A 12,886-nucleotide genomic window follows, 5' to 3' on the forward strand; every position below is an offset into this window, starting at 1 on the left:
CTCAGTCCCTCGACTGCGCTCGGGATGACAAAAGAAATCTTAATATGTAGGTGGAGCGAAACGTAGCGGCTATGAGCGTGTAACGGCGGGGAAACAATAAAAGACTCCCGCCTTTTTTTGGCGGGTAACCTTGATTCAGGGCATAGCGCCCTTCGACTGCGCTCAGGATGACAATTCAAGGAAATAAACAATTTAATTTGTACAGAAGTGATTATAAGCAGATAGTGCAGTTGAAAGGGAGCGAGCCAACCCCGATGGCTGGGCGAAGGAGCAACCGCTGAAAAAACGGAGGGCGGCAGACATAATACTGCTGGAATGTAGTGAAGCGCCCTTCGACAAGCTCAGGATGACAAAAAATATTAAAAGGAGATGTTTCGTAATTTTAAAACAAAATATTCTGAAAGCGAAACGGAATGAAGCGGTATTATGGATGCATATGCCCGACCGAACGCAGGAAGAGACCGTGTGAAGATGAGGAACAAGCAGTGCAATAAAACAGCTGCTTATTTTCATATGAATATGTTTATTGAATTTTAAAGGTCATATGTAATTCGCTACCGCTCATTTCAAGCTGCTGTTTTATTGTAACTGCGCCGTGTCTGTGGAACGGAGGGCCCTTCGTCAAGCTCAGGATTGTTGAAAGTTACATTGAAATAAGTAATTCCACAAAATAGTGTAGCCCGACTGGAACAGCCGAACGGAACAAAGGGAACGACCGTAGAGAGACCGCTTGATTGCCCGAGTTGTTATACCGTGAAAGTGTTTTTATACCTTTCTAGAATCGTGAATATTAATTAGAATAAAGTTAAAGGTTCAGAATCTGGTTTTGTTGCAACAAGATTAACATCATAAGGGAAAGCGAATTCTTTATAAGCAATATGCTCTAACCATTTCATTTCATCTTCTGGTTTTAAGATTATTGGCATTCTTTTTTTGATATTGTGTATTTCTGCCATTAACTGATTAGCTTGTGTCGTGACTATAGTATAAGTGTCTTTAATTTCTCCTGTATTTTTATCTGTCCACTGCGAATATAAACCGGCAAAGGCAAATAAGTCATGATTACCAATACCGATTTCATATTTGGTTTTATTTTTTCCTGTTGCGTCATGCCATTGCCATTCATAAAACCCAGTGGCAATTACTAAACATCTTTTGTTTATCGAATTTTTAAATGCTGGCTTTTCTTCTAGTGTTTCGACTCGTGCATTTAAAGTCATTTTTTTAATGCTTTCGTCTTTTGCCCAGGTTGGTATTAATCCCCAATTGTAGTGTATGATTTCTGTTGGATTTTCATCAATAATAACTGGTGTCTGTGGAAATACAAATCCATTAAAATGAGAAGTTGGTTTGAATTTCTCTTCATCTATTATTTTAGCTTTGAAACGAGATTCCACTTCTTTTGGAAACTTAGTTTGTTCAGTATGAAAGCACATTTAGTATAAAGTATTTTGGTTTATCTAAAATTACAAATTTTTAAGTTTTGAGTTCGAAATATATTTAGAGTATCTTTCTAATAGTATTTTCAGCTTGGGTTTTATGTAATTTTTACAGAATGGTTTTTCTGGATTTTTATAGTAATAGTTTTGAATTACTTCCCTTGAAACCTTAAATTCTACAAAAGGTAAAACTTGTGTAATAATAGGATTTTCCGAAGTTTTTCGAAGTGTGCGTACTATTTCTCGGATTCTTGCCATCTGCTTTTTATCAAAATAATAAATAGCAGATCTATACTTCCTTCTCATTGCATGGTTTATAGAACTTTGGTGTGTTTCAAGATGAATTTGAATTAAAATTTCCAACGGAATTATACCCCTGTTGTAATGAACTATAATCGCCTCGGAAAAGTCAATATTGTCTTTATCTGAAGCCATCCAGCCTTGATCCACGTGTGTTACGCCTATCAATGATTGGAAAACTGCTTCTGTACACCAATGGCACCCCCCTCCTAGCCCAATTTTTTCAGTCATTAGTTATTTTTTTCTTTCCAATTTAATTTCTTTCAACGGCTGGTTTTAATAGATTAAAATTTTGCTTAACTAAATTGGTTTATTTAACATCATCAATGTTTTTTCATCTTTATTCCCTCCATAATACTTTTCTAATACAGCATTAAATATAGGATTGGGAAATTCCAACTGGCTAAATAAAGTCATACATGATTGTAACTTTCTAGCATCTGGTTTTCCAAAAATATCTACTGCTGTTACATTATCCAATGTAAGAAGTGCTGTTGACATAATAATAAGACGTTTGCCTAAAATGGGATGCGCATAATATTTTTCTGCTTCATTAATATCTTTGATAGCATAAAATATATTGTAATCTGTGAAACCCAGTCCTCTAATTTGGGGAAAAATAAACCACATCCAGTGAGTCTTTTTCTTCCCTTTTTTTATTTCTGTAAATGCCGTTTCAAAAGTATTTTGTTGGGCAACAATAAAACGATTTAGATTATTCGAAGATTCCATAAAGATTGTAACTGAAGTGATATGAATCTAATATTAGTATTGCAACAAATTTCTATATGTTAGCAATTAGGTCAATCGAGTTAAACATACTTATTGACATCCTAAAGATTAGGAATTTCAAAATAAATATGTTTTTCTTTTATTTTAGCTAAATAACTGTAGAGTGTTGCATTTGCTGGAATAACAAGTTCCGGCAGAAAGTTATCTTTTATAATATAAATTCTATCCCCACCAAGTATTTTGAGATCTTTAAAAATTCCCTGGTACACAGAATTATTAAAATAAGTATCTGTTAAAAATGCTGTTTTGATTGTATCAAAACTATCTTCCCATGCTGGTAAAAAATTAATAAAATCATTATAAATCAATGTGGACTCTTCACCAAATTCTAAAACAAAGTTATAATTTGTAGAATTGTCAGTAGTACAATCATATAAAGTAGCTTTGAGCTTATTGTCGGATTCTTTACTAATGCCTTTCAAAAAAAATTCTAACTTGTCGTTATTGTTTTGATAACTTCCATATTCAACTGTTGCGATACCTCTTTTACTAATATCTTCTGCCAAATTTTCTAGCGAGGTACAATCAAGATTGTGTTTGCTAATTATTTTAAATTGTGCTTCCATCGTGTCCTATATTAATATTTTCTACAAATTTAGATAAGTATTCAAACCAAAATGATTCCAATATTCAAAAAAATGGCTTCTTTTAAGTAAAGTTGCCTAGTTTATTGCAGTTCACTTGGCTGCTATTTATCTTTATCACTAAAGTGTAATGATGTTAGAATCTCGTTAATTGAAAAATATGCCACACAGACTACTTCATCACTTGCTCCATAGTAGATAGTAAGCTTATCATCTTGCACAATATGTCCGTTGGTAAAGACTACATTTCCAAAAAATCCTGTCAATTCATATTGTTCAGTAGGAATCATTATTGGATTTTGTGTTCGAGCTAATACTATTGAAGGATTCTTAAGATCCATTAGAAAAGCTCCTAAGCAGTATTGGTGTTCTTCATTTGCACCATGATATATTTCGAGCCAACCTATTTCTGTTTTTATCGGGGCAGCACCTGCACCGACACGAGCACTATCCCAATATTTTTTTCGTGTTTGTAAAATACATTTATGGTTTCCCCAATGAACACCATCAGGAGATTCAGCAATCCATATAAAATTCCCTCCAATTTGTGGACTTGAAGGGCGGTGTAATGCATAAAACTTATTATTAATTTTTTCCTCAAAAATGGCACAATCTTTATTGTGTGGTGGCAGTATCAACCCTTTGTAGTCAAAAGTTTTCCAATCTTTAGTTGTTCTTAATCCCACTGCCACACCATTTGCTGAAACTGCTGTATAGGTTAGATAGTAGGTATCGTCGATTTGACTTACTCTACAATCTTCGATTCCATAGTTTTCAAGCGAACCATTTCCCGCAATTGAATAGTAGTCTTCTGCTTCATTAAAATGTAAGCCATCATCACTACAAAGTAATCGTAAATGGGAAACTGTTGTTAGGTAATCGAGTCCTTTGTAATTTACAACTCTAGGGTCATCAGCTTGTAAATCTTTATCATCAGATTTGATTTTAGTAATTTTTATTTTAGCTGACGTATCTAATGTTGGTATGGAAACGTATCCCTCTTGTTCAGGAATTGATTCGGCTACTCTTACTATAAGCCAGATTTTGCCATTATATCTAAATACACCAGGATTAAGGAGGCTAATGATTTTTAATTGATTTTCGCTAGGCGTTAAATCAATTGGAGTTAAAATAGGATTTTGAGAAAAACGTTTTGCTAAGTCACTCATAAAACTTTCTTTTTCTATTAGTTAAGTGAAATGTACAACGTTTTTCGTGCTTCGTGAAATCTATTTTCTTAAAATGTTGCTAATTGTGAATTGCTGTGTCTTTATATTTTATCTAAAAAATACTGTTTACGTGGTGCTTTTTCAATAAAACTATGGATAAGTTGCATAATGTATTGATTGCTTTTGTATAATGTAACTGCCTCTTTCACATCATTGAGATTAGTAATAGGTGTATCCCATGGAATATATCCCATCCCATAAAAATGACCTTTTTCGACCCAAATAATACTTCTTTCATCTTCCGTTCTGCCTTTGTCAATTATCGCAAATGTTTTTTTACTGTTTTTTAGAGATTGAATCGCATTTTCTACTTTATTATTATGAACATGTATGTCTGGTAAATTGGTGCTTTCTGTTTCTACCGTTTGTATGGCTCCTGTTTTCCATCCATAATTACAAAAACGATAATCCAATTGAAATTCATTAGCTAAACTTTGCAATACATTTATTCCATCTGATAAACTATTAAAATGTTCTAATGAGTCTTGAAATTTACTTTGTTTTCCTATAGCCAAATAGGAATATCCATTTCGTGCTTGATAATGGTAAAGTCCAAACTTGGGTTCAAATTTTTTTAATGCTCTGTTGTAAGCTGGCCAAAGCTTTTTGATTTCGGTGCATTCTAGTATTAATGCCATAAGTTCAGTGGCACATTCTTCAAAAGAAATGGAATGTATATCTCTTAAAAAGTTTTGTCTTTGAGCGTTTACGCTGTGTCCAGTGAAATGGGTTGCTACTCTCTTTTTTATATTGATGGCTTTGCCTACATAGATTACTTTTTTGAATTCGTTGTAGAAATAATATACTCCGGGTTTTTCGGGTAGTTTATTAAAATCATCAGGATGAAGATTGGGAGGCAGTCTTTGGTCTTGTGCTGTTTTTTTCAACATTTGTTCCAATATTTTGTCATCATCCCATTCGATTAATTTTCTAAATAGAATTGCTGTGGCATCCGCATCACCTCCAGCGCGATGTCGATTTTCTAATGGGATTCCTAAAGAATTACATAGTCTTCCTAGGCTATAGGATGGTAATCCAGGTTTAATTTTTCTAGCTGCTCTAACTGTACATAATTTTCGTGCCGTCCATTTGAATCCTGATGCTTCTAATTCATGGCGAACAAAGGAATAATCGAAATTGACATTGTGAGCCACAAATATTCTGTCAGTGAGTAATTCTAAAACTCTTTCGGAAATATCTTCAAAAAGAGGTGCATTTTTGACCATTTCATTATTAATTCCAGTTAGTGCAAAAATGGGTATTGGAATTTCTTTTTGGGGATTTACTAGTGTTTCATAGCGTTCTATAATTTCGGTTCCGTTGTGAATAATTATTGCAATTTCGGTAATGCGACTGCCACGAGCGTTTCCGCCTGTTGTTTCAATATCTACGATAGCGTATTCCATCTTTTTCATTTATCTCCTTTATGCTTTTTATTGATTAATTGCTTAACTCTTATTGTTGTTATTGCATTCGAAATCGTGGCAAATTTATTTGATGTTCTTGTGGATAAGGTTCTCGATGGGTGCAACTCACATCTTCTTTAATTTGGTTTTGTGTTTTGAATTGGTCTTTGGCATCCATATAACGAGGATCAGGCACAAAGGGCATTTTAGCCATTTTGGTTATTGTAATTGTAGGGAAGTGATAATCTACTTCGACAATTCCTAATAACAGATAACAGCCACCGCCTTGAAATGGGAATTGTAATAAGTTATCAGGAAAATGTACTGAATCAAAGTAAGTACCCTCCTTATCAATCCATGTCCCGAAATACATTGTTCCTTTCACTGTTGGTACTTGTTTACGTGATATAAGATAGGCTAGCATTTTTACTTGTTTTTTGTGATGAATAATTAAATCTTTAGCCATTACATCCCCTCTGTATTTTGTTTTAAGTAAATCAAAAACTGTGCAAGAAACTGGAAAACTTAGCAATTCGATTTCGTCAAAAGCATCTTCAAATAGTGAACGCTCCAATTTTGGAAGTTTGAATTCTTTAACGGGTTCTTGTATGAGCATAATGTTTTTGTTTTCAGGTTTTAGGTTGTTAAATAATAGACTAGCAATTACTAATAATTCATTTTTTGTTTTGCCCGTAAAACGGAAAGCTCCGATAAAAATTAGAATTTTAATATTTTCGATTCCCATAGGAATTCGGTTTATAAAATCTTCTAAAGAAATAAAATCCCCATTTTTTTCTCTGTCTGAAACTAAAAACAAAGCCATTTTGCTATCTAAACTTAGCAAGTGCATCAACCCCAAATAAACATCTGTTCCATAAAGTGTAGTTTCGTAGGTGCTTTTATTTACACATGGATTGTGAATTGTCGCACCTGCCATTCTTGCTTCGTGAACGTAAACTTCAGTTCTGTAAAATCCACCTTGGTTGTTGATTACTGCCACCATAAATTCGATAGGATAATAGACTTTTAAGTATAGACTTTGATAACTTTCTACTGCGTAAGAAGCCGAATGAGCCTTGCAAAAAGAATAGCCCGCAAAAGATTCTATTTGGCGGTAAATCTCTTCACTTAGCTTAACGGGATGTCCTTTTTTAGCACAGGAAGCAAAGAAATTGTCTTTTACTTTTTGTAAAGCAGCTAGAGAACGTCCTTTACCTGACATAGCACGCCGAAGAATATCACCATCGGCAGCAGCTAAACCTCCATAATGTAAAGCTATTTTAATCACGTCTTCCTGATAGACCATTATACCATAAGTTTCTCCTAATTGTTCTTTGAACACCTCGTGGAAATATTCAAAATGAGTGGGATTGTTATGTCTGAAAATATATTCCTTCATCATTCCTGATTTGGCTACTCCTGGGCGAATGATGGATGAAGCTGCGACTAAGGTTTTATAATTATTGCATTTGAGCCTTCGTAGTAACCCTCGCATAGCTGGGCTTTCGATATAAAAACAACCGATGGTTTTTCCTTGGGCTAAAAAACTATTGGCAACAGTTTCATTCTTTGAAATGGAAGTATCACGGATATTTACTCGAATGCCTCTATTTTTCTCGATTAGTTTGACCGTATCATCAATATGACCAATTCCTCTTTGGCTTAAAATATCAAATTTTTCGAAGCCAATATCTTCCGCTACGTACATATCAAAAAGGACTATTGGAAAGCCTTTTGGGGGCATTTCTAATGGTGTGTAATTGGTAATGGGTTCTTCGGATATAATGATGCCACAGGAATGCATACTGCGTTGATTTGGGTATTTTTCGAGCATCATCCCGTATTCCTGCACCAACTTTACTATACTATTGGTTTCGTGTAATTTCATTGGGTTTTTAGCCAATAGATCCAATTCTTCTTTTGGCAAACCAAATACTTTACCGACTTCTCTAAAAATAGAACGGTATTTGAATTCGACATTAGTACCACAAAAAGCCACGTTTTCTTTGCCATAACGATTGAATATATATTCCAGGATTACATCGCGTTCTTTCCAACTCCAATCGATATCAAAATCAGGTGGACTTTTACGGTTTTCGTTTAGAAAACGTTCGAAGTATAAATCGAGTTCTAAAGGGCATATATCCGTAATACCAAGACAATAAGCAATAATGCTATTGGCACCACTACCACGACCGATGTGCATGAAGCCTTGGCTGTTGCTATAGCGTATGATATCCCAAGTTATTAAAAAGTAACCACTGAATTCTAATTGGTCAATGACTTTGAGTTCTTTTTCTACTCGTTCCTTGGCTTTAATGTTGTTCTTACCATATCGCCATAAAAGACCTTGGTGTGCTAATGAAGTTAGCAATGCATTATCACTTTGACGGTTATTAGTATAGTATTTTTTATTTTTGGGAGTTGTGAAATTAAAGGTAAAATTGCATTGGTCAATCAGCCTTTCGGTGTTTTGAATAATTGCAGGATAGTCCGCATAGGATTCCAGCAATTCTGCTAGTGGTTTTATTACTTCAGAAGTTTTGCAATAATCTTCTTCTGTGAGTTTTGATAAAATGATATTAGAATCAATCGCTCTTAAAATTTTATGCAAATTGAATTCTTTTTTGGTTCTAACAGTTACTGGTTGTAGAACCACCATTTTATCTATTTTACTCTTCAGTTCAACCACAAAAAGTTTGGGTAATTCTTCGGGGCGTATGCCGATGAATTCGCTTTCTCTTAATGTATTTGGTGTCTTTTCTAAATTATATATTATGAAAACATTTTTGAATTCAGGCGCTTCTTTGGGTAATGGTTCACCACTGAAATTGTGCGCTGTCAAAAAACGATTCATTTCTGCTACACCCGATGCGTTTTTGGCTAAACCAATATAACGCAATTTATTTTCCGAATGGAATTCAATACCTACTATAGGTTTGATATCAACAGCTTTACAACCTTTTATAAAATCATAAATCCCTGTCACGGTATTAATATCCGTTAATGCCATCGCTTTCACTCCACATACAACAGCCTGTTCTATTAGGTCGTTTAAGGGGATTGTGCCGTAGCGGAGAGAGTGATAGGAGTGGCAATTGAGGTACATGATTATGAGTAATGGTTTAAAGTTTAGTGTTCGTTATTTACACCAATAAGGTTTTTATTAAAAATGATAATTAGACTTTCAATTTTCTTTTTTGCTTGATCTAAAAAGAAACAAAAAAATCAAGTCTTGCGCTTCCTCGTCGGTCAAATTAGTTTTCGAATACTAAAAGAAAAGAACTCGCTACGCTCAAACAGCTTTTCTTTTTACGTATTCTTCAAACATTTGACACTCGACTGCGGAAGCTAAGGACAGTTGAATCTCGTAACGAATGGCAATTGAGGTACATGGGAAGAGGGTTAACAGGTTAATCGGTTAATTGTTTAGAAAAAGTTTAAAGGTTTAAGGGTTTAAGGGTTTAAAGCTTAAGGGTTACGTTTTAAAATTTCGGCTTTGTTGTTGGGTTTGAAGGAAGCTCCAGCACAACGCATTACTGCATCGAAGCCGTAACGATTTTTCATTTTATCCATTGCTGCATAAAGTGCTAACATTTCTTCGGTATCTTCAAAAAGATTGATTTGGTATGTTCCTCTTACTAATCCACTAAAACGAATTCCGATTAATCGTAGTCGCATACGGCGTTGGAATAGTTTTTCAAATAGCTCTAATACGACTTTGTTTAAAATATGATCAGCTGAGGTATAGGCAATTTTGGATTGTTTGGTTTCAGTATCAAAATTGGCGTATCGGATTTTGACTACTACGGTTGACGTTAGCCATTGTTCTTTACGAAGTTGGAATGCTAACTTTTCAACCATACCTATGAGTATGGTTTTGAGTTTCACTATATCAATTGTGTCTTGAGCAAAGGTATGTTCTGTTGCGATGGACTTTCTTTCGGTATAGGGTTCTACAGGAGTATTATCAATCCCATTGGCTTTTTTCCAAATTTCGAGACCGTTTTTCCCTATCATTTGTTGTAGCACCTCAGCAGGCATTTCGGATAACGTTTGTATGGTTCGAATCCCTATTCTTGACAAGGTTTGAAAGGTTACATTACCCACCATTGGGATTTTTTGTATGGATAAGGGATTTAAGAATGGTTTTACAAGGTGTTCAGGGATTTCTAAATTTTGTTTTTGCTTTCCTTCTCCCGTTCCAATTTTTGAAACCGTTTTATTAACTGATAAAGCAAAAGTTAGAGGTAAACCTGTTTCATTGGTAATTTTTTTGGCGAGTTCATCTGTCCATTTGTAGCATCCATAAAATTTATCCATTCCTGTAATATCTAGATAAAATTCATCAATACTGGCTTTCTCCACTACGGGTGCTTTTTCTTGGATTATTTCAGTAATGGTATGAGAAAATTTAGAATATAGTTCCATATCACCTTTGAGTACTTTGGCTTGTGGGCAAAGTTTTAAAGCCATATTTATAGGCATGGCAGAACGCACTCCAAAATGTCGAGCTTCATACGAACAAGAAGCCACAACACCTCGGTCACCGCCTCCAATTATAAGTGGTATTCCTTCTAACTGTGAGTTGGTTAGCCTTTCGCAGGAGACGAAAAAAGTATTCATGTCCAGATGTACAATTGCCCTTTTCATAATCATTTCTTTAGTGTTACAAAATTAGTACAGATAATAACATTTTTTAATATATTTGTAGTTACAAATTGTAACAAAATCACTATGTCCTTATTTTCAGACAATATCAGAGCCTTGCGTATAAGGCATAAAATTTCCCAAGAGAAATTAGCTGAGCAGTTGCAAATCACTAGAGGTAGGTACGTTAAGTATGAAGATGGTACTTCGGAAGCACCTTATGAGATTTTGAAAAAAATTGCCTTATATTTTAAGATTAGCATTGACTTATTGCTTTCCATTGACATACGGAAAATTGAACTTGATGCTTTAGTGAAACTTGAAAACAACCGCCTTTTATTACCCATTCAAATAGATCATTATGGAGAAAATGTGATTGAAATAGTGACCGAAAAAGCCAAGGCAGGTTATTTGAGTGGATATGCTGATCCCGAATACATTGAAAGTTTGCAACAGATTTCGTTACCGTTTTTAGGTTCTGGAAAATATAGGGGGTTTCCAGTTGAGGGTGATTCAATGCCTCCACACGAAAATGGTTCTATTATTGTGGGTCGCTATGTAGAAAATTTAGGCGAAGTTATTGATGGTAAAACTTATATTTTGATAACTGTGAATCATGGTATGGTCTATAAACGTCTGAATAAAAATAAAAAGAATGCTTTGGTATTAGCATCGGATAATTCCTTTTATCCCAATTTTGAGGTTAAGTATTCTGAAATACTTGAAATTTGGGAATACAAATGTAATATCGGGCGCACTGATGCTAAACAAGTTGTAACCGAATTAGATGGTATAAAAGACCTATTGTTAGAATTAAAAAGAGAGATTTCTGAAATGAAATCCATTCATAGTTAAATTTGAAAAGGTACTTTAAAATTAAAAATATTAAAATTTTATTCAAAATTATATAATCACCACTTTTAGTTTCTTAATTACATTTACAACCTCAATTATAAATGTTAAAAAGAATATAATTATGGAATTATATACATTCATGAGTCTTCTATTAGCATCATTTATAGGGACATTAGTAATGACTTTGTTTAGTTATTTACTTTCTGATGGATTTAAAGAATTATATAAGGAACCTGTCTTGTTGACGTATTTTATACATAAATTAAATTTATCCCTTCGTCCGTTTTCATTAACAATATTAGCATGGTTGCTCCACTTATTAATTGGCTTTGTTTTTGTTTTGGCTTATCATTTTTTTTGGCATAACAACCTCTTAGAATTGAATTTGTTAAATAGTTTGTTACTAGGAGCCATAAGTGGTTTCATTGGTATATTAGGATGGACATTTATTTTTAATTTTACCAACTATGAGCCAAAAATTGACTTTTATGGCTATTTTTTTCAACTTTTTTTTGCTCATATTATTTTTGGTTTGTCCGCTTTTCTGGTATATATATACTTATAAAATATTATTTGACATTGCTAAAAATTTAATAAAAAAACGAATTTTGTTTTGATATTCCCTTGAGTTAATGCCATTAATTTAATTTTTGTTACGAAGAATCTAAACGTTATTATTTGAGTTAGTTTCTCTTAATTATTAAAAATTAAGCCTAACAAAATTTCTGTTAAATGTTAGTTCTAATTTTTTTTGCTTGTTGAAGGATTTAAATAATGTTTTAATTATACGTTATAACATTAACCTTTCCCTCTTTTTTATACCTATAAATTTAAAAGACCGTCTAAAAAATTAGACGGTCTTTATTTTCATTTATCAAAAGAACTATCTATCGATAAATTTCTTTTCCTTGGTTTGTTCTCCAATCGTTTTCAAAATATTCGGCGTCCTCCTCCGTACGTGGATACACTCCCATTACCACATTACCCTCTTTAATACCAGACTCATAAATTTTAGCTCTCTCCTCAGGAATACCTGAACCTACTAAAGCTCCAATTATACCTCCTGTAATTCCACCCGCTCCTGCACCTGCTAAACCAGCGGCTAAAGGTCCTGCTACAATGATTCCTAACCCAGGAATAAGTACACTTGTTCCTAATGCAGCTATTACTCCCACTATAGCGCCAATTGTACCACCAATTGCTGAACCAGCCCCTGCTCCTTCAGCTGCTTTATTTCCTAACTCAGAATTATCATCTGTATTGGAATAATCTCTTTCCTTGGTTTCATCTGACATTAATACATTAATTTCATCACTAGTGTAACCTCTCTCAATTAAGTTGTTATACGCTCTTTCAGTATTTTCACGATTAGCAAACATACCTGTCAACATCGGACGATTGTTTTGGTCTCTGTTATTTGAATTTTCCATTTTTTTAAATTTTAATTATTAAATTATTTAACTATTACAAATCTATATTAGATTCATTAGCAAACACTTACAATATTCAGCAGAAAGTTTATAACATTCGGGTATAATCCATTTTGGTGTAGTTACATTTGAATTCTAATAACCTATAAAATTGTTCAACATCATTTTATTTATTAAACAAATTTTTGCTATTCTCGCAAA

Annotated in this window: 11 protein-coding genes; 2 read left to right on the forward strand and 9 right to left on the reverse strand. The window is 33.7% G+C overall.

The genetic code is table 11. From position 1 onward, the window contains the following. Positions 1–794: 794 nt before the first annotated feature. From K5R64_RS08805 to dinB, 8 genes are all read right to left on the reverse strand, one after another. Positions 795–1,436: an SOS response-associated peptidase gene (locus tag K5R64_RS08805; RefSeq protein WP_220762737.1), complete on the reverse strand. Its 642-nt coding sequence runs from the start codon at positions 1,434–1,436 to the stop codon at positions 795–797. A gap of 30 nt (positions 1,437–1,466) precedes the next feature. Then, a complete protein-coding gene (locus tag K5R64_RS08810) occupies positions 1,467–1,970 on the reverse strand; it encodes a peptide-methionine (S)-S-oxide reductase (protein WP_220762739.1) in 504 nt (167 codons plus the stop codon). 69 nt (positions 1,971–2,039) lie between these two features. Further along, entirely contained in the window at positions 2,040–2,471 is a 432-nt protein-coding gene (locus K5R64_RS08815) for a DUF1810 domain-containing protein (RefSeq protein WP_220762741.1), read from the reverse strand. 101 nt (positions 2,472–2,572) lie between these two features. Further along, positions 2,573–3,097, reverse strand: a complete 525-nt coding sequence (locus tag K5R64_RS08820) for a hypothetical protein (protein ID WP_220762743.1) — start codon at positions 3,095–3,097, stop codon at positions 2,573–2,575. Between the two features lie 122 nt (positions 3,098–3,219). Further along, complete coding sequence (locus K5R64_RS08825; protein ID WP_220762745.1) at positions 3,220–4,284, reverse strand: glycoside hydrolase family 130 protein; 1,065 nt, start codon at positions 4,282–4,284, stop codon at positions 3,220–3,222. Between the two features lie 101 nt (positions 4,285–4,385). Then, positions 4,386–5,759, reverse strand: coding sequence for an exonuclease domain-containing protein (locus K5R64_RS08830; RefSeq protein WP_220762748.1), 1,374 nt, complete (start codon positions 5,757–5,759; stop codon positions 4,386–4,388). 49 nt (positions 5,760–5,808) lie between these two features. Next, a complete protein-coding gene (locus tag K5R64_RS08835) occupies positions 5,809–8,859 on the reverse strand; it encodes a DNA polymerase III subunit alpha (RefSeq protein ID WP_220762751.1) in 3,051 nt (1,016 codons plus the stop codon). Between the two features lie 362 nt (positions 8,860–9,221). Continuing rightward, positions 9,222–10,403 (reverse strand): DNA polymerase IV, encoded by a 1,182-nt coding sequence (dinB, locus tag K5R64_RS08840; protein ID WP_220762753.1) that lies wholly within the window; start codon positions 10,401–10,403, stop codon positions 9,222–9,224. A gap of 84 nt (positions 10,404–10,487) precedes the next feature. On the opposite strand from dinB, the gene K5R64_RS08845 reads away from it, so the two are divergent. Then, positions 10,488–11,255 carry a helix-turn-helix domain-containing protein gene (locus K5R64_RS08845; RefSeq protein WP_220762755.1) on the forward strand — a complete coding sequence of 256 codons (768 nt, stop codon included), beginning with the start codon at positions 10,488–10,490 and terminating at the stop codon, positions 11,253–11,255. A 121-nt stretch (positions 11,256–11,376) separates the two neighbouring features. Then, positions 11,377–11,820 (forward strand): hypothetical protein, encoded by a 444-nt coding sequence (locus K5R64_RS08850; protein ID WP_220762757.1) that lies wholly within the window; start codon positions 11,377–11,379, stop codon positions 11,818–11,820. Between the two features lie 322 nt (positions 11,821–12,142). Here the strand turns inward: K5R64_RS08850 and K5R64_RS08855 are convergent, their stop codons facing one another. Next, on the reverse strand, positions 12,143–12,685 hold the full coding sequence (locus K5R64_RS08855) for a hypothetical protein (RefSeq protein WP_220762759.1): 543 nt from the start codon (positions 12,683–12,685) through the stop codon (positions 12,143–12,145). Positions 12,686–12,886 lie beyond the last annotated feature (201 nt).

Origin of the sequence: Flavobacterium sp. UMI-01, from assembly GCF_019656315.1 — a bacterium.
GTDB lineage: Bacteria > Bacteroidota > Bacteroidia > Flavobacteriales > Flavobacteriaceae > Flavobacterium.